Raw genomic sequence first — 18,772 nt, 5'->3', positions numbered from 1 at the left:
CATTCCCAAGCTTTCACTTCTTAAAATCATCTGCGTTTATCGGTATATCTGTTGCGAAAATAGGCAGGAACGGGCAAGATGCCCGTTCCACAAAAATAGGCAGGAACAGGCATCTTGCCCGTTCCACAAAAATAGGCAGGAACAGGCATCTTGCCCGTTCCACAAAGATAGTTAGGAACAGGCATCTTGCCCGTTCCACAAAGATAGTTAGGAACAGGCATCTTGCCCGTTCCACAATTTTTTTTTTCTGTGGAACGGGCATCTTGCCTGTTCCAAAATTTGATTAATTCGCAAGATATCTGGTGTTTATCTGCCTGATATCTGCGGTTGACCGATCGATTTAAAAGTTACGCAATCTTATATCTTGTATACAGCGCGATCGGTGACGGCACTCAAACAAAAAAATGAGCTGCTATATAGCAATCCTAAATCATTATCCAGTCCGTTCATCAGTGTAATTCTTGTAGGGGCAACCCCCCGTGGTTGCCCTCTTTAGTTGACGCTCTTGGTAGGCACGGGGGCACTACCCCTACAAATATGTACAAATCATTTAGGATTGCTATAGTAATAATTATACACCCAAATAGCAGACGATCAAAGCAGTTTTTCAAGCTCATCGCAGGCAACAAAAACACCATTCTCTGCCCCAACAATCCGCCCTAATTCTGCCGCTTTCTCTGCGTATTCTCGATGCTCCAACAACTCGCTCAACTCTCGCGCAGCCCGCACAGGCGTGTAACGTTTGCGCGCCACAGTCCGCGACGTTCCCAAGCGTTCCACTCGCGCTGCATTGTCCGGTTGGTCGTGACTGTAGGGCATTACCAGAGTTGGGCGGCCGGCCCGCAGTGCTTGAGCTGTCGTGCCAATCCCTCCCTGATGGACGATCGCCCCCACAAGATCGAAAATATGAGAATATGGAACATAGCTAACAGCCAGAATATCTTCAGAAAGATTTTCCGGAGGCGCATTTTTACCAATCAACAAAACTGCCCGACGGTTTAACAGCTTAGCTGCTTGAATACTTTCCTGATAAAAGTAACCCGGAGCCATCACTGCGGCCGAACCGAGAGTAAAAACAATTGGCGGTTCCCCTGCATCCAAAAATTGCTTGAGTTTTGGTTCTAGTTCCGTTCCACCGTCACTTCCGTCGTAAAACGTCGAGCCTGCAACAACTGTATTCGGCGGCCAATCCGGTTGGGGTTTTGCCAACACAGAAGGAAACAGGGCAAGTACGAGATACGGTGAAAACTTGTCATCAATAAAGGGATTGCCTTTTAAAGGAGGCAATCCAAGTTCGTGTCGGAATTGATGAACTGGTTCGCCCCAAGACTTGCTGACCAATTTTGCAAAGTTAATAACTGCTTGATTGGCAAGTGAGCCAAACCCCCGCAACTTAGCTAGAATTGGAAACGGAGCTAACACTGGCGGGTCACAAATAGAGAAAAACGAGATCGGCGCCATCGCACTTGACGCCCATCGCATCCCCAATTTTTCTGCCACTAATCGAGCCGCCACAACACCTTCGCCTGCAAAAATCAAATCTGCATCTTTCGCACAATTCATCAAGTCCGCATAAGTTTCGCGCAAACTCGGACAAACCCACTTTCGCACTATATATTCTGAGCCTGTTTGTAAATCCATCATCCGGGCCATCTCTTGAGGATCGTCGAGAGCCCTATTATCAGGCCGCATCCGGTGAAACTCAAATCCCAAGGCTTGTATTTTGGCTTGATATTCCTTGTGGGTGGCAAACACGACATCATGACCGCGTTTTCGCATTTCCAGGGCGATCGCAATTTTAGGATGGAGGTCGCCCAAAGAACCAATTGTAGTGAAAACAATTCGACTCACTCTCAAAACCTCTCGACTGGCATAACCTCTAGAATAACCCAGTTAATTCCACATGATATTTGTTGGGTGCTTTCCGAAGCACCGAGAAGTCTATCTACAGGGATTACAGGCGATCGGTTTGGCAGCCCCGAATTGGGGAATTTTTCGCCAAAACAGCACGAGCCGCTACAGTTTTCGCGATTTTTTTGCAGTCCCCAAAGCGCTTTGGCAAGTGCGCCTCACCAGTCCGAAACCGACTTGTTTAGAGTCAGCAGAAGGAATAAAATAAAACTTATGAGCGCTGCGTTTAAGATTTGAGTCATTAAAAAGAGGACTAAAGTCCTCACTACCAACGGGGTTGTTTATCAAGAACCCGAAATTATTTAAGTTGAAGAGTTGTAAGTTTAGAGTTACACCAAATTCCCAACCCAACTCACAACTCCTAACTCGCCCGTTGCAGCAGCGCTTCATAACTTACTTTGGTTTAGAAAGCCCCGCCAGCGACCAAGTTAGGCTGACCATCATTAAACGGCCTAGAGCCTTCAAACGGTCTTGGGCGCTATTTTCCAGCAATTGAGATACAGTTTCAGACTTAACATTTACCGAGAATTCCTCAGCAGTTGCTGCTTTTTCCGATGCGGTTGGTTCCGAAGATGTCTCAAGGCTGACTTGTCGCTGCTGATTTTGTTGTTCGGTCATTTTTGAGGCACCTCCTTGAGTGATTGCATACATAACCCTTACTACAAATCCAAATAATGTGTATCCGGCATTTGGGAAGTCAATTTCAACTTCCCCAAAAATTGCATTCACCAACTCACTTGAAACAAGTTTTGAGTTGATTTGCGATCTATCTTCAACAGCACTTATATACTTTTCGCGCTCGACGAGGTTATTTTACGTAATTCCTATAAAATTCAAACTCATCTTGTCATTTGTAAAGTAACCGCGATCGCGCTTGGATTAAAAACCAAGAGCGAACTGGAGTTTTAGAGAACTCAAAGTCATCAGTACAAACATATTTAATTGCGAGGGTGACTGCGGACACAATATGACGCATTGCCAACTCACACAAGCCCCGTGATTAAGCTCGCTTAATAGTTATATTTACTTGACAGTAATATGTCCGAGATTGTGATATTGTGAAAGCTTAACAATTACTTTCGCTCCGATCGCTCTCAATCTGAAAGCAATGGTCTGGAAAATCTTAACAAACTAAAGGTGTAGAGCCGATGGCGATTTATGTCGATACTGCAATTTTAGCCGAAGCCACACGGGCGAGCAAGTTCGGGTGGATAGCGGGAATTACTACTAATCCGACACTTTTGGCAAAAAGCGAACTATCTCCTCAGGAGACGCTCAAACAACTGGCACAAGTGATTCCTGGGGAACTTTACTATCAGCTAACAGCATCCGATTTTGATGGCATGGTAGCAGAAGGAAAAGCCGCTTTTGAGGCGATCGGGCAACAAACAGTTTTGAAAGTTCCAGCAACAGCCGCAGGCTTCCAAGCAGTAGCCCATTTGTCGGGGGAAATTCCCTGTGCGGTGACAGCTATTTACAGCGCCGCCCAGGCCGTCGTTGCCGCAGAAGCAGGGGCCAAATATGCGATCGCCTACGTGAATCGCGCCACCCGACTCCTCGGAGACGGTTTTGCCTTAGTGCGAGATATGGCAAACGTTTTGCAGAGCACAAATACAGAGATTTTGGCAGCGAGTATTAAATCCCCAGAAGAAGCGGTAAAGACTTTATTAGCCGGCGCCCATCATTTGACATTGCCTTTGGATGTGTTGCAAGCAATGGCTGTTCACGAATTGTCGCAGCAAACTGTAGATGAATTTGCCAAAAACGGGCGGGGAATTTTGGGATAATATCAAATCCCTTTGCACAACCTTTTGATTATTTGAAAATTAGTCATTGGTCATTGGTCATTGGTCATTGGTAATAGAGTCTCTCTTCTCTTCCTTCGCGTCCTTCGCAGTTCGTTAAAAACAAGTAATGCTGTAAGATATAAGCTCGACACCTTACACTTACTCATTAATAACGTTCCCGATCTCTCTACAGCACAAATGACAACTGGCAACTGGCAACTGGCAACTGACAACTGTCAACTGACAACTGTCAACTGTCAACTGTCAACTGAACTATGGCATTCGCCAAATCTTAATTGTGCGATCGGGACTGCCGCTGACCAAAGTCTTGTTATCTCTGGCAATAGCCACAGAATTCACAAACTGGCCATGACCAGAAAGAGTGCTTCTTTCTTTTCCCGTCTTCAAATCCCAAACTATAATATCTCCGCCCCCGCTGATCAAAGTGCGGCTGTCGGGGCTAAAAGCGATCGTCCTCACCCAGCTCGAATGCCCTTTAAAAGTGCGAGTGCGCCTCCCGTCCTGCACGTTCGACAAACGGATCGTATTGTCGCTGCTAGCACTAGCCACAACTTGCCCGTTCGGGCTAAAAGCCACAGCATTAACCGCACCCCCGTGACCGGTGATAATTCTTCTGACTTCTGCGGTGTCGAGATTCCACAAACGCACACTCTTGTCCTCGCTGCCGCTAGCGAGAGTTTCACCGTCTCGACTCAGGGCGATCGTATTTACTGCTCCGGTGTGCCCGATCAAAGTCAGCAACCTGCTGCCGGTTCTGACATTCCACAGGCGAACAGTTTTGTCATCGCTGCCGCTAGCGAGAGTTTGACCGTCGCTGCTAAAAGCGATCGCGTTGACGGGCGCTTTGTGGGCGGGAATTGTCCGCACCCGCCGCCCCGTCTTCAGATCCCACAAAATCACATTATTGTCGCCGCCGCCGCTGGCCAAAATCGAGCTGTCCGGGCTTACCGCCAGTGTGTTGACCGATTTTTTAGAATGCACCGGATTGAGAGTCCGCACCACCCGTCCCGTCCTGAGATTCCAAATTCTAATCGTCCCAAAGCTTGCGCTCACCAAGGTTTGACCGTCCGGCGACAGGGCGATCGCATTGACGCTGCCGACATTATCCAAACTTCTTTCCAAAAACTGACTGCTAGGCAAACTAGAAAGCAGCCACACCGGGTTTGCTGGAAACACTCCGTAACGCATCGAGCCGTAAATTTGAGACGCGCCAATACCCACCAACAAAGCAGCAGCACCCGCCAGCAGCTTATTTTTCCAATCAAAAACCTGTTTCCCGGGCTTGTTCAAGCCAGCAGAATCCAGAGGTCTGAGCCGGTTCATCGAACTCTGCTTCGTCGCCCCAGCCCCCCCTGAAGTTCCGCCGCGAATTTTAGTTTGCCCCGTCGTGGGTGGCAACTGAGTCGGCAACTGAGTTTCCCCGCCGTCGAGATTAATTTCCTCCAAGCACTGCAAAACCATCTGCGGACTTTGAGGTCGATTTCCTGGAAAAGGCGCCATCAGATAATCGATCACATTAGCCAAGGGGTCGGAAACCTGAGGAGCTCCTTTGCGCCACATTAATCTACCCGTGCGCGGGTTTTCGGGAAACGCCGTCGGCGGTTTCCCTGTCAGCAAATAAACAAAAGTGCGCCCCAGAGCAAAAAAATCAGACTGCGGAACAGCCTTGCCATTAGTTTGTTCGGGCGGCGTGTAGCCAGGGGAAACTATGCCAGTGACATTTTGCCCCTGGCCTACCTTAGCGAAATAAGTTGCCGACACTTCCCGAGCAGTCCCGAAGTCAATCAGCACTAACTGCCCGTTCGGCTTGCACATAATATTGTGCGGCTTGATATCCCGATGAAAATAGTTGAGTCGGTGAACTAGGTCTAAAATTTCCGACAGTTGCTTGAGCCAGTTCAGAGCTTGTTCTTGACTGATCGGGCGGCCCCGATGTTTCAGCCAGTCTTGCAAATTCGCCCCAGCAATTTTCTCCATCACCAGACAGTGAAAAGACTCTGTGCTGTGAGCTGGCGTAAATATAAAATAACCGTCGCGATCGACTTTTGGAATACCTGGATGTCTGAGCCTGACCAATACGTCGGCTTCTTGCTTAAACAGTTCTACAGCTTTGGGATGTTCTTTGAGGAGGACTTTGAGCACTCTTCGGGCGCCGTTGTCGTCCACTTCAAATGTTCTGCCAAAGCCGCCGCCGCCGAGAGGCGCGACTAGCCGATATCGACCTTGCAACAAAAGTTCAGACCCGCAGTGGATACACGCGGATTTGCCAGAGTTGGCTGGATCGGAGGGATTCGGGCATTTGGGATTGAGGCAATAACTCACGAAGCCACATAACCCTGATTGAGGTTGCTCTATCAAGTTTTACTTTGGCAGTCTCAGCACTCTTGGTAACTGAGATTCTTGGTTCAGCGAAGTTACTTACTTGCGGCTGGATTGCTCCAGGCAAAAGTAGAGGTGTCTTCTCCTCAAGCGTTAATTCCGGTAAGCCGTACCGTACTTGATTAGTCTCTCGATCGACTGAGGTTTTTGTTAAAAACCGAGTTTTCCCAGACGGTAACACCTATCGGTGTGACTGCGTACTCAACAATCCTGTTAAGTTTTTACGTTGTCTAGTTACACCCAATTTTCAACCTACGACGATCGTATCACACCCAGTACAAGACTGATGAGCACTCTTGATTTAAATCCTTTGCGTCGCTAATGTCAAGCGGAGTGAACTCTAGCTGGTTTTCCGCTTTCTATTGTACGATCGCCCCGACCATTGCCGAAGGAAGAAGTAACAGAGCAGGAGAGAGGGGCGAGAGGCCGAGAGGGAGAGTCCGAGAGGGGGAACAACAATCTGCCGAAAGCCTTTTCCTGATGACTGATGACTGATGACTGATGACTCTTCCTTCTGACTGTCACAGGTCACAGGTCACAGGTCAACTCTTCCTTCTCTAGCCTTTTAAGCAAGTCCCTCGATTACGGGATGGAAGAAAAACGCCAGGGCCAAAACTGCATAAGCTGCCAACAGCAAAGTACCTTCAAGCCAGTTAGACTTGCCGTCAGAACTGATAGAATTCGCGATCAGCACCGACACCGTAACCGCTACCAGTTCAAACGGGTTGAAGTTCAAGTCCATCGGTTTGCCCACTATAAAACCCACCAAAACCAACACCGGGGCAACAAACAAAGCTATTTGCAAACTCGAACCCATAGCCACAGAAACCGACAAATCCATTTTATTTTTCATCGCCACCGTCACCGCCGTTGTGTGTTCGGCTGCATTGCCAATAATCGGCACTAAAATCACCCCGGTAAACAGTGATGTCAGCCCCAAACGCGCCGTCGCTTCTTCTAGAGTACCAACCAGGAGTTCTGACTCGATCGCCACCATGACAGTACAGGCTAACAGTACCCCAATCCACAACGGCAGATTTACCTTGTGGTCGGGACTCTCTGGTGCTAAGTTACTGTCGGCTAATTCTTCGAGCATTTCGACTTCTGCCACCCCTACATCGTACAGATAACTGTGGGTTTTCATCGAAAACAGCAGCGTCAGGATGTAGACGATAATTAGGACTACAGCAACAGCGCTAGAGAGATACTGCATAGTGTCCTCAGCAATGCCCATAGAGGTGACATCAACAGCCGTCGGCACCAAAATGGCAATCACAGCTAAGTTCATCGCTGAAGCATTCAACCGGGCGACTGTCGGCTGAAATTCTTGTTCTTTGTAGCGCAACCCGCCCAGCAGCATCGCAAATCCCATCACCAGCAGTAAGTTGCTGATAATTGAACCGGTGATGCTGGCCTTGACAACATCTATTAATCCGGCGTTGAGGGCGACGATACCGATAATTAATTCCGTGGCGTTTCCGAAGGTAGCATTCAGCAAACCCCCCAAGTTGGCGCCGAGGACGACGGCGATTTCTTCGGTGGCCGTACCCATCCAAGCTGCTAGGGGGACGATGGCTAGGGCGGAGGTGATGAAGATGGTGGAGGATTCCCAGCCGAGAAAGTGTCCGGCGATCGAAACTGGGATAAATAACAGCAGGCTGGAAATTATGTTGGTTGTGTTTAGCATTTAGATTCTGAAAAGCTCCCAACCGTCAATCATAGCCTGTCACACAGTTTAAGAAAGGGGGAGAGTTTGGGAATTGGGTGTTGGTTTAAGGCTTGGGGCGATCGCACTTACTCACGTTTTTTGGTCAGAAGTTGGCGAAGATACTTAATAAAATTCAAAAGCTCGATCGAGCTTTTGAAACAGGACTTACGCATTAAGACTCCTCGAAAGCGGGTTTTTTACCTAATCTGTGGGTAAAAACGAAGAATCTTCGTAAAAAACCCGGTTTCTGACCATCAGTGCGTAAGTCCTATGAAAATGACTCAGCCGAAAACTAAGCTGCTACACAGATAAATTGCCTGCGATCGAGATGACAGACTGCGAGAGTGTCAAGATATCTGACAGTTAGTGGCGGAAGCTAAAATGCGATGCCATAATTGAGCAGAGACTGTGTTTGTCATTGAACTTTTTGAACCCAATTTTCAATCAGATAATCTCACGGACATTTTCATGAATTTTTCCACGGGTTCGATCGCTATCTCAAACATGGCTCAGACAGTGTAAAGCTGTCAACTAAGAACCAACAGCTAGATCGATGGAGGATTTTTGTTAACATGAATTCACCTGAAATTACTTTAGAAGATTTATCGATCGCCAATCCGGCTGCTTATCCCGAAGTCACGCAACAGCTATCGGAAAACGTGATTTTTACAACAGTAGATGACCTCTGCAACTGGGCAAAAATGTCTAGTTTGTATCCGCTGATGTTTGGCACTGCTTGCTGCTTCATTGAGTTTAGCGCCATGCTCGCTTCCCGCTTCGACTTGGATCGATTCGGTGTATTTCCCCGAATGTCTCCCCGACAAGCAGATTTGATGATTACCGCAGGCACAATTACGATGAAGTACGCTCCTGTTTTGGTGCGGCTTTACGAACAAATGCCGGAGCCCAAATACGTGATTGCAATGGGCGCTTGCACGATTACGGGCGGAATGTTTAGTGCCGATTCTCCTACGGCGGTGCGGGGCGTGGACAAATTAATCCCGGTGGATGTTTATTTACCTGGATGTCCGCCCAGGCCTGAAGCAATCATGGATGCGATCGTCAAACTACGCAAGAAAATTGCCAACGACAGCTTGCAAGAACGGCAAAAGACAGAACCAACGCACCGTTATTACACCCGTCCTCACCGGATGAACGTTGTACCTCTGATTCACGATGGAAAATACCTGGAAACTTCACCACGTCAGGTTCCGCCGCCTGAACTTGTCGCCTCGGGATTGCCTGCTTTACGGGAGTTTGAATCAATTCGGGCGATCGAAGCTCGATCGTGATTGAAACTCACATCTTGCACGAGTCTCACCGACTAATATCAACTCCGCAGCCAAGACCATAATAAACTAGGTTTGTAGTGAGGACTTTAGTCCGCAAAAATCAGGACTGAAGTCCTCACTACAAATCAATGATAAACTAGGTTTGTAGTGAGGACTTCAGTCCGCAAAAATCAGGACTGAAGTCCTCAATACGAACCATTTTGACTGCGGTTAATTAACCTAAAGTCCTCACTACAAACCTCCGATAAACGGCAGAAACCGGGTTTCTCATTCGCTGGTTGAGAATGGTGCAAGGTCTCAGTTTAACCGAATACGATCTTAAACCTGAAGACACATAATTTGGCGAATTTGGCTAATGACAGTTGAGAGAATTTCTGCCGATAGATCGATCTCTGCATCGGTGGTAAATTTGCCAATTCCAATGCGTAAAGCCCCTTCGATCGCGCTTTCAGGCAATCCTAACGCTCGAAGTACGTGGGAAGGTGCCTCTACACCCGACGAGCAAGCAGCACCAGTAGATATGGCTAGTTGAGTGCGGATTCTGGCAATTACTGCGCTGTTAGGAATACCGGGGATTGAGATGTGGAGATTTCCTGCAAGTCGGGAGTTAGTGTCTCCGTTGATGATTAAGCCGGGAATTTTTTCAATTAGCAGATTTTGGAGTTTGTCTCGCTTGGTGGCGATCGCATTTTCATCTTCTTTCATTTCCAATTGCCGCAGGCGGCAGGCTTCCCCCAAGCCAACTATACCGGGAACGTTGAGAGTTCCAGATCTCATGCCTTTCTGATGGTTGCCGCCGAAAATAATTGGCTCTAGATGATGTTTTTTCCTGACAACTAACACACCGCAACCTTTAGGGCCGTAGAATTTGTGTGCGGAAATTGCTAGGTAAGTGATTCCCCACTCTTCAAAGTTTATTGGGATTTTTCCTACAGCTTGAGATGCATCACACAGAAAGGGAATGCTGTAACGTTGAGCAATCTGGCCGATCGCCCCTATTGGATAAATATTCCCAATCTCGTTGTTGGCTGCCATTACGCAAATCAAGGATAGTCCCTGGGCGCAAACTTGTTCTAGATGGTTGAGATTGACTCTTCCTCTAGAATCTACTTGGAGGTAAATTAGTTTTGCCCAACCGCGTTTTTCTAGGATTTGGCAGGTGTCGAGAATGGCTTTGTGTTCGATCGGCAGCAGTGCAATCCGGTGAGGTTGTCGGGGATTGGGAGACAGACTGCCTTGAATTGCTAAGTTAATGCTTTCGGTTGCACCCGATGTCCAAAGGATTTCTCTGGGTGAAGATCCAACTAAATCGGCCACTTGTTTAGCGGCCTCTTTGACGGCTGATAAGGCGCGATCGCCCCACTCATGATCCGTGCTGCTGGCGTTGCCCAATTCTTCAATCATGCAGCGGTGGATGCGATCGGCAACTCGGCGATCGACTGGAGTTGTCGAGTGGTAGTCGAAATATATGGGATGAGATTCCCTCTGAACAACAGACATCAGCAACATCAGAATTACTTTAAAGGAAGTTGGTAGTCATTTATCCTTAAGCTAGCCACTCATAGATGCGCTCCCAGAGGATGTCGCATATACGCTCAGTTCTTTTTTCTACAAAAGATTTATTCCACTGCCCTGTCGCTCCGAGTTGTACGATAGGTATGATGTGATGCTTGTGTTGCGTTTTTTTCAATAAATCAATTGTTTGGTCATTCAAATCAACCCCGTTCTCCTCTGCTTGCTTTCTTAAGCAAGCCAAATTATCAGGATCTGTTTCTGCTAAATGCCGATAATAAATCCATTTTTCAATCCACGCTTTGTTACTCGCAGAACTATTAATTTGTGTAGGGAGAAGGAGCAGGTTTCCGATTTGCTCGTAATCATCATTCTCATACAGAGCTGTGTCCCAATCAGCGCCTGATGATGGGAGTTTCGGTTTTTGAGGTGCTACGTGTTCAATGCTCTTAAAATCTTCAGAAACCCATTTCGTTGGTTCCAAATATGATGGAGACGACCCTGATGTGCCAATTTTCATCATACCTGGATTTATTTGATCTGAAATAGTGTCGTGTGATGTGATGAATAGAGCAAACTTGCAAACAGCTTTCGCCTCATTATATCTCAGATACTGTGTTGCCTTCTTCTTCCATTCTTCTTTCGTTCCTATGTCTTTATCTTTGAGTACATCCGTGAAATATTTCTTGAGTTCTTGAACAGTTAGTTGAGAGTTTCCTCGTTTCCATGACATTTTTTCGCGAAGTAACTTCCTATATACTTCGTCAAGACCTGCATTCGGTAAAGCAGCTCGCCAAAGTGTGAAGAATGCTGCTACTGCCTTGGAAGCACAAACAAAATCAGTGTGTGCTTGTGGTTGCTCGCGTATAACAAGAGAGTAGAAACGACTCAGGATCGTGTTTGCCATTTTGTGCCCGGCACTTTGAAGGTACAAGACACAGAGCGCAGCCTCCTTTCTATATGGATCGGGTGCGTCTTCTGTCCCAGGTATAAGAACCTGTTTGTTGGGATCAAACTTGCGAACTTTCTCCCAATAAGTTGCTACATTACTCATCCTCTGGATGAATTCTTCTCGCTCTTCGATATCTTCAAATTTGTTATAAGTTTCAGTTAACCACTTTCTTTGTGCGCTGAAATGTGTCGATAGCTTTGTGGCATCTTGTGTTAATGCAAATAGTGTAAGATAATCGTTTGTCAGCTTATTCTTACTAGATGCACTTGATAAAGGAGCCAGCAACTTTTCTACCATATTGAAATACTTTTCCGATTTTGAACCTTTAAATTTTTGATCAATGTTTCTACCTGCTGGTGAATTAATACTATTAACGACCAATGGCTTGAATGTCTCTAGTGCAGTTAAAGGAGTTCCTGTTGCATTAAGTGATTGAAACATATCAAATGCCCAATCCTCTGATACTGGCTCATTCAGTGTAAAACAGCAACGTTGAAGCAGGTAATGACAAAATGCAAACAATTGAACTAGGGAACATACTCGTTTGTCATTTACAGATAGCGGGTTGCTACGATTATTGACTATTTCTACCAATTCATCTCGCTCATAGCTCCATAGTTCTACTTGCTTCATTCCTTTTATTATTTCCCAAGCAGGCGGGAAATTTTCATTGTTTGAATTAGAATCATATGCTTTTTCTACATTATTTAACAATGAATTCATTTTGGTTAAATTTCTACCTACTAAAGAGCTTTTGGGGATCTGAGGAAATGTTGATTTGTTGTTAACAGCACGGATAAAAGATGCCAAAAAAGATGAAACTTCAGATGGATATTTGTTGTCATCTCCATCAAATGTCCACCCATCAACAGCTCCGCGGATAATAATTGGCTTGCGAGACGGGGAACCACGTCTAAGATCAAATGAAAATAATTCTATAAGAGTTGCTAAATAGTCATTTACTGCTTCCCTCAAACCCTCGTAATTGCTATCTTTAGGCAATTTTCCTCTTATTTCATACAATCTTTGGTAGAGGAGGCAAGCTAGCAAAGCAATTGTTGAAATTCTCTGCTGTCCATCGATTACGTTGTCGATTCGTGTTGGTAGTGCTTTCCTATCTTGTGGATTAATATTGACAATTGGATTAGATTCTTTGACCAGAATGACTGTACCAAGAAAGCGTATATTATTTTCATCTTCAATAAGAGCATCAACCCCACTACTAATATCGGCTATTAACTGCTCGATATTTTCTGTATCCCAGCTATAAGGTCGTTGATACAAAGGAATGTAGTATCCGACTCCGGGTCGTTGAAAGAAATCTGATATAGTTTCGCTTGAAGTGGCAAAAGCCTGTGATATCTCAACGCTCATTTGTACTCCTTATATAAAATTGACAGCTATTATTTTATAAAGATTAAGATGTTTTGTAAATTTGTCTTTAACTTATACACAATTTACAAATGACAAGCCAAGCAAGGAGAAACATCATCCTCTTCATCCAAAACAGACTCCAATGCTTCACCTAGCGATCGCGTTGGATAGCTTTTTTTTTCTCTAGCCATTGCTTTTTGATGTTGCTCGATAATTGCATTCTTACGTTCAAGGAGTTCTAAGAGTGTTTCACCTTCTGTCCACGTGTAAGTTCTTCCATCTTTATGTTCTTGCTCGTACTTAACAGCCTCATCAAATAGATTTGGATGCTCTTCCGCAAGCATAATCCATTCATATTTGCGCTGAAAAAAACAGAAGAAACAACCAGACCGACTGCGCCAGCGATAGTAGTCCGGTAGTCCGATTCCGCTATCTTCGAGCAAACGGATAATGTCTCCTTTAAGCATTTTTCTTTCTTTGAACGGAAATACAGGTTGGATATTAAGCTTGGTAGAAATGTATCCCTCACGATTTTCATCAGCTCGAATACCAATGTAGGTAATAGCTTCATCATCCCCAACAAATTTTTCCAACGGTCGGATCTTCATGAAATTAGTACACCAACGCATTTTAGGTGACGGAAGCACACCACCATAAACCTCCATCCAGTGATCGAATCCCCGTTCCGCTTCGAGATAATGAATCTCTATGCCTAAGCGAACCTTGATTCGCTCCAGGTACTCATATGTCTCTGGCAGTTCTTTGTGAGTGTCGCAGAAAAAATATTCCATCTGCGGAATCTCCTTATGGAGCAGCACTGCCAAAGCAGTGCTATCCTTGCCTCCCGATAAACCGAGAATGTGCCTGACTTGTTTTGTCGTCATGTTTTGACCGTTGACGTTGTTTCTGAATCAGGACTTACGCAAAAAGTGGCTTGACACACTATCTATAGAGGTAAGTGGTAAAGTGCGCACTGCGCACCCTACATTATAGAGTAGGTGCGTAAGTCCAGCTAATGTGAAAAATATTTTAGCACTCAGGCACTGCCTGTGGTTTGCCCATACTCTCCATCTTGACGCTTTTCCCGAATTTGAGCAATATTGTCGGTGTTTGCTAAATCCAAAACCCTTTCAGTCAGTTTAGCAATCACAGCGTGCCGCAGTTGAGTGTTATCGGGCAGAATTTCCAGAACTTTTTCCACCAGTTCCTCAATAGTGTCTTCGCACTCGCGGTCAATTCCCACAATTTGATTTATTTCTTGACCGTCTGGCCGGGTGATTGTGATTCTACGCACATCAAAACCCCCACCTTTAGCATCAACTTCCGCCCGCAAAGCTTCCAGGTTCTTGAACCGCCTAGCCAAATCGGAGAGATTGAGTTCAAATCGAGTAACATCATCGTCCGTCCAAGACTCAGCAGGCTTATCCGCCACAATCATGACTAAAGCTTGCAGCCACTTTTCATCTGTCTTCGCTTCATCAGTTGCTGCTAAAGTGAAACTCCTCAGCATTCGTTCGACGCATTGTCCCGCGAGACGGCTCGATCGCACCCGCAAATCTTCCCGCAGCTTGTCTTCATTTGGGCTCACTCCAAAGGCGTCGTGCAGGCGCGACTGACAATCACTCAGCAAGCGATCGCAGGCTGTCTGAAGTTCGTACAGCGCTTGTACCAGCTTCTTGCGCAGCGTTTTTGCTGTCGTCCCATCATCAGCCTCACCGGTACCGATAGGCGACAACCCACAAGCTTTAGGTAGCGATACAAACAACAGTTCATCGGGTTCCTGCGCTTCCTTTAAAGTTCTCAAAACCCCTTGTGCTTCAAGACTGAGATGCTTAGTTTTGAGCGTGTAGGCGGGAAGCTTTTTCACAAAGTGAAATAGAGGCTTTGCTACCGCCAGCACCGTCACATTCCTCAATCCCGCAGGCATCCGGGAATTGGGAGATTTCAAAACATTTTCGAGTTCCTTAAAGACTTGCGATCGCACTCCCACAATTTCAAAATACTTGACCGAAAAACGCGCAGGATCTTTAACCAGCAGTTCAAAATGTTCGGCTCCCAAAATCGGGATAAATGTTCCATTTTTATAAACCGCTACATCATCAACGCGGTACAGCAAAACAGCCGTTAGGAGTACCGGAATCGCACCTTGCTTGACTCCATAGGGAGGTGCTGCTAAATGCCGGTAAAGTTTATCTAAACTTTGTTGTTCTTCCTTTGCCTGAAAACAGAAATCCTCGATCGCCTGCCAAACACTCCACAAATCCGATCCTTGTTGAGGGGGGTAAAATCCCCAATCTTCTTCCTCTTGTCGGTGAATTTTTGTCTCCCCCAACAAGGAGTAATACATCGCGACTTCGGGACTGTACCCATCCAATCCGAGTTTTTCGCGATCGGAACGTTCTAACATCGCCTCAATCAGTTCCCGTCTCGCCTTAGCGCCTTGATTCGTAAGTTCACGACGATTGATTAATTCGTTCCACAGAATAGGAGTTTTGTGATAAACCCGATCGCAAACTGCCGACAGTTGCGCGTTAAATTCTGTAGCGTGAAGAATAGTTTCCCGTTTTCCCTGAATCCAGCAGGGATTTCGATTGACATCTAGATCGAAGGCTTGGCTCAAACTTTCATCTAGCAAACGTTTGGTATGGAATAGTCGATACTGCACTTCCCGCCTCGCAACCGCATCTGTTTGCAGTTGAGCGGCATTTTTCTGGATTTTTTCAAGTGCGGCAAATTCTAGCGCCTGGATGCGCAGTACGCCCAATTTTGTTGCACACAAAACAATCAAGGGTTTGCCCTCGGCTGTTTGCGTTGGAGTTTCGATCGGCAGTTTTTCATCCAACCAACAAGCAATTAACCCATCAGCATCATTACTATTGCACCGCAACTTCGCTAAATTTTCTGAGGCATCAACATACCTGCGCTCAAAATATCTCAATGTCCCTGTTTTATAGCTATGCCGTTGGGCCACCAAAGGTTTTAGCGGGTAAGTTTCAGATAATAGATTGACCAGAGACGATCGCTCTTGCTCTGTTAACGCCGCCACTTCAGCATCCACATTAAAGTCAGAGCCTTCCCAAAGTCGAAGTTCATCCCATAATCGACGGTGGGTAATCGTATTCCGGCTTAACAAGCGATCGATAATATCATCCCATTTTTGCCGCTGCAAATCGTCATTTGGTGAATCGCACAATGCCAGCGTTACCATTTCAGGGGTTGCCTTAACCGCGCCAGTTGCAGTCACTAAATTTAACGTACCGATGGTTTTCAAAACCCGGACGAAATCCTCATCAAGATGTCTGGCATCGGCAATTAAATTCTGAATCTCCACCCACCGCTGTAAATTAGGTCTCGACCCAAAACCCATGCTTGCGGCTTCAACAAAATAGTCATAAACGCGATCCAATTTCAGCGTTGCTGGCATTTGTTCGCTCGCCGTTTCCTCATCCAAAAAATTGTGAAACGAATAGGGTTCGGAACTGGTGAGAAACGTAAACAGCGAGCGATCGTTTTGTCCGTACTTGGCGCATAACATCGGCAACACCAGCGCCGCTAGTGGATGTAAGGGATAAACCTTCGCTAAATCTTCAGATTTCAGTTCTTCAGATGTAGCAATACTTTCTAGTTTCTCAAACCATTCTTGCGATTGATTAGAAATTACACTCTGAAGATTTTCTGCTTCAGAGTGATCGATCGCCTGACCGATTAACCGAACCATCTGCCCAGCAGACTCAATAAACGGAATATCCTCAAACCGTCCCTGAATCTTCGCCCATTCATTGCGCTGGACGGCTGCTAATCTGTGACCGTATTCTGTAAAAGCCTGGTGCAATATACCCAGCAAATAAACTGAATACTTCTCATCTCTACTTATTTCAGTTAACTGTTGCAATAGATATAAATCTTCTGCTCCTGCATTGTAAGCTGCAAATTCTAGATTTTTCCCCAGTTCGTCAATAATTAAAAAAACATCGGTTTTTGCAGCGCGGGCAACTTCCAGAACTAACTTAGGAATTTCTCGGCTGTCTGCTGTTTCTCCAGCATCAATTTCTGTTTCTAAATCTAGAAGTTTGCGAGCAATGGGAATTTTTGATCGCTGGGAGGACGCAGGCCAAAACAACCTGGCGCCTCGTGCCAGGGCACGGATAATTGTATTGCTAATCGGTTCTCGCTGTGCTGTCGCAACGGCGCGAAATAAACCCTGTTTTGGTATCGCTGTTTTCAAATTACAGCACTCAGCACTATCCGCACCGAAAGCAGTTTCAGCAATCTCTAAAGCCTGCGATCGCATTTGGTTGTTCTCTGGCGCACACGCAGAAACTAAATAGTGAGCAAAAGCTGATTTCCCCGTACCGTAAACACTCGTCAAAGTCCAAGCACGGTTAGCTTGAGAATCAGTAAATCCCGCTAAAATCCGTCTGAGAGTATCAACTGATTTTTCTGTGGGGACATATCCCACCAACGCTTCAACCCGCTCTAAATCCCGCTCTAAATTAATCGATCGAGAATAGCGGCGGTTGAGGCTGAAATATTGAGATAGCGGTCGTTTCATTACTTTTTCCCACTGCGTCTGCTACTGAAATACTTGTCTAGGATATCCTGCGCCAGATCGTTTGCATCCCTTGTAAAGGAAAATTGAATTAATCCAGCCGAGTCCGATAGTTTGATATTGTCTAAAGATCGCTCTACTTGTTCGATCGCGCCACAAATAGCGCTTTCATTCAGCTTAAACGCTAAACCCGGACTGCCGGCATCGAACGTGAGACTGGAGATAGATATCGTTTTGTGGTTTCCCTTAGACGCAGCAAATTCCAAACAAGCGGCAACTATTATTTCAGCAGGTAGGTTAGCTTTTAAACCGATTTGAAACGCATAGCGCTTTGAGTTTCCTAGTGTCTGAATAATTCCTAACTCTGTAAAAGGACAGTCTATGGAATCCTCGCTGGCACCTGTTTTAGAACCTTGTTCGACATACATTCGCATAATGCAGCTAATATCTTTTTGCAGCGAAGCATCGACAATGCGACTTCCCAGACTATCCCTATATTTGCAAAGTGCCTCATGTAAATCTTCTGCTGAAAATTCAGCCTGACGAAAAACATGAAACGTAAAATACCAAGCCGCCGCTTCACAAGTTGGTTTGAGTAAGTTCCAATGCAGCAGCCACAGAGAGGCTGGATCTTCTAGAAACTCATCCCATCCGCCATCGGCCAAAAGCTTGTTGCCAAAATCGGAGGGAGTATCATTTTCCAGTATTTTGAAAGCAGAACACCAGTAACGAATTGAGCGAACCATATTCTTGCCAACGCCCAAACGTACAGGTGCATCATCCCGCAAAAAAATTTCTGAATCTCGTCGGGCCAAATCAAAGCCCTTTTTAAGCCAGCCAAACCGAGGGTGAAATGTCTCGTGGCGGGCGAAGGTGAGATTTACAGAAGTTACTTGACTAATAGTATTTTCTATGATATTGAGTTGTTTCGGCATGAATTGCTGTTTCTAGGCTAAGTAAAGCTATTGTAGAACGTAGCGAGCTATGCGTTCCAACAGTCTCCAACTCAAACAGATTTAGACACTCTTCTTTGAACCCAATAAGTTACACCAGAATTTATTCCCAAGTAACTTTTTCCAAGATTCGCCACGCTTGATTGCTAAGGTGTCGATCGAGAGTCCCGAAATCATCTTCCCAACAATAATGGAGAACAGGAGCGATCTTTATTCCCTGGAGTTTTGAGCCGATCGCACCCCCGAGCCTTTCGCCCTGTCCTAAGATTCAACCGCACAATTGCCCGGTTGTCGATCGCCAAAGATTAAATTTTTCCGGGGAAAAGTTGCTATT

The 18,772-nt window shown here is 45.8% G+C and carries 12 protein-coding genes; 3 read left to right on the top strand and 9 right to left on the bottom strand.

Annotation, left to right across the window (positions count from 1 at the left end):
- Nucleotides 1-594 precede the first annotated feature (594 nt).
- Complete coding sequence (locus QZW47_RS05140) at nt 595-1,851, bottom strand: glycosyltransferase (protein ID WP_293124699.1); 1,257 nt, start codon at nt 1,849-1,851, stop codon at nt 595-597.
- A gap of 52 nt (nt 1,852-1,903) precedes the next feature.
- On the opposite strand from QZW47_RS05140, the gene QZW47_RS05135 reads away from it, so the two are divergent.
- On the top strand, nt 1,904-2,119 hold the full coding sequence (locus QZW47_RS05135) for a hypothetical protein (RefSeq protein ID WP_293124697.1): 216 nt from the start codon (nt 1,904-1,906) through the stop codon (nt 2,117-2,119).
- A gap of 185 nt (nt 2,120-2,304) precedes the next feature.
- Here QZW47_RS05135 and QZW47_RS05130 read toward each other — a convergent pair whose 3' ends face one another.
- The gene (locus QZW47_RS05130; RefSeq protein ID WP_293124695.1) at nt 2,305-2,529 is read right to left on the bottom strand and encodes a hypothetical protein; all 225 of its coding nucleotides are present in this window, start codon (nt 2,527-2,529) and stop codon (nt 2,305-2,307) included.
- A gap of 530 nt (nt 2,530-3,059) precedes the next feature.
- Between QZW47_RS05130 and QZW47_RS05125 the strand changes: the two genes are divergently transcribed.
- Nucleotides 3,060-3,698 carry a transaldolase family protein gene (locus QZW47_RS05125; RefSeq protein WP_293124693.1) on the top strand — a complete coding sequence of 213 codons (639 nt, stop codon included), beginning with the start codon at nt 3,060-3,062 and terminating at the stop codon, nt 3,696-3,698.
- A 273-nt stretch (nt 3,699-3,971) separates the two neighbouring features.
- Here the strand turns inward: QZW47_RS05125 and QZW47_RS05120 are convergent, their stop codons facing one another.
- Together QZW47_RS05120 and cax are read right to left on the bottom strand one after the other, a co-directional pair.
- Nucleotides 3,972-6,041: a serine/threonine-protein kinase gene (locus tag QZW47_RS05120; protein WP_293124691.1), complete on the bottom strand. Its 2,070-nt coding sequence runs from the start codon at nt 6,039-6,041 to the stop codon at nt 3,972-3,974.
- A gap of 622 nt (nt 6,042-6,663) precedes the next feature.
- On the bottom strand, nt 6,664-7,785 hold the full coding sequence (cax, locus tag QZW47_RS05115) for a calcium/proton exchanger (protein WP_293124689.1): 1,122 nt from the start codon (nt 7,783-7,785) through the stop codon (nt 6,664-6,666).
- Nucleotides 7,786-8,378: 593 nt separating this feature from the next.
- Between cax and nuoB the strand changes: the two genes are divergently transcribed.
- Nucleotides 8,379-9,098, top strand: a complete 720-nt coding sequence (nuoB, locus tag QZW47_RS05110) for an NADH-quinone oxidoreductase subunit NuoB (RefSeq protein ID WP_293124687.1) — start codon at nt 8,379-8,381, stop codon at nt 9,096-9,098.
- 318 nt (nt 9,099-9,416) lie between these two features.
- On the opposite strand, the gene QZW47_RS05105 is transcribed toward nuoB, so the two are convergent.
- The 5 genes from QZW47_RS05105 to QZW47_RS05085 all read right to left on the bottom strand — a co-directional run bounded on the left by QZW47_RS05105 (nt 9,417) and on the right by QZW47_RS05085 (nt 18,420).
- Nucleotides 9,417-10,598, bottom strand: coding sequence for a cysteine desulfurase family protein (locus QZW47_RS05105; protein ID WP_293124685.1), 1,182 nt, complete (start codon nt 10,596-10,598; stop codon nt 9,417-9,419).
- 46 nt (nt 10,599-10,644) lie between these two features.
- Entirely contained in the window at nt 10,645-12,936 is a 2,292-nt protein-coding gene (locus tag QZW47_RS05100) for a DUF262 domain-containing protein (protein ID WP_293124683.1), read from the bottom strand.
- Nucleotides 12,937-13,019: 83 nt separating this feature from the next.
- Nucleotides 13,020-13,820, bottom strand: a complete 801-nt coding sequence (locus QZW47_RS05095) for a phosphoadenosine phosphosulfate reductase family protein (protein WP_293124681.1) — start codon at nt 13,818-13,820, stop codon at nt 13,020-13,022.
- Nucleotides 13,821-13,972: 152 nt separating this feature from the next.
- On the bottom strand, nt 13,973-17,488 hold the full coding sequence (locus QZW47_RS05090; protein ID WP_293124679.1) for a hypothetical protein: 3,516 nt from the start codon (nt 17,486-17,488) through the stop codon (nt 13,973-13,975).
- A complete protein-coding gene (locus QZW47_RS05085) occupies nt 17,488-18,420 on the bottom strand; it encodes a DUF4007 family protein (protein ID WP_293124677.1) in 933 nt (310 codons plus the stop codon). Before QZW47_RS05085 ends, QZW47_RS05090 begins: the two co-directional genes overlap by 1 nt.
- Nucleotides 18,421-18,772 lie beyond the last annotated feature (352 nt).

The sequence above is a fragment of the Microcoleus sp. bin38.metabat.b11b12b14.051 genome (genome assembly GCF_013299165.1).
GTDB lineage: Bacteria > Cyanobacteriota > Cyanobacteriia > Cyanobacteriales > Microcoleaceae > Microcoleus.
This window is presented reverse-complemented; position numbering and strand designations above follow the sequence as displayed.

Excerpts from the sequence above, each read along its gene's own strand:
- QZW47_RS05095 (WP_293124681.1), bottom strand. The coding sequence starts at position 13,820 with ATGACGACAAAACAAGTCAGGCACATTCTCGGTTTATCGGGAGGCAAG.
- QZW47_RS05135 (WP_293124697.1), top strand. The coding sequence starts at position 1,904 with ATGATATTTGTTGGGTGCTTTCCGAAGCACCGAGAAGTCTATCTACAG.
- QZW47_RS05100 (WP_293124683.1), bottom strand. The coding sequence starts at position 12,936 with ATGAGCGTTGAGATATCACAGGCTTTTGCCACTTCAAGCGAAACTATA.
- nuoB (WP_293124687.1), top strand. The coding sequence starts at position 8,379 with ATGAATTCACCTGAAATTACTTTAGAAGATTTATCGATCGCCAATCCG.
- QZW47_RS05125 (WP_293124693.1), top strand. The coding sequence starts at position 3,060 with ATGGCGATTTATGTCGATACTGCAATTTTAGCCGAAGCCACACGGGCG.
- QZW47_RS05130 (WP_293124695.1), bottom strand. The coding sequence starts at position 2,529 with ATGACCGAACAACAAAATCAGCAGCGACAAGTCAGCCTTGAGACATCT.
- QZW47_RS05090 (WP_293124679.1), bottom strand. The coding sequence starts at position 17,488 with ATGAAACGACCGCTATCTCAATATTTCAGCCTCAACCGCCGCTATTCT.
- QZW47_RS05085 (WP_293124677.1), bottom strand. The coding sequence starts at position 18,420 with ATGCCGAAACAACTCAATATCATAGAAAATACTATTAGTCAAGTAACT.
- QZW47_RS05105 (WP_293124685.1), bottom strand. The coding sequence starts at position 10,598 with ATGTCTGTTGTTCAGAGGGAATCTCATCCCATATATTTCGACTACCAC.
- cax (WP_293124689.1), bottom strand. The coding sequence starts at position 7,785 with ATGCTAAACACAACCAACATAATTTCCAGCCTGCTGTTATTTATCCCA.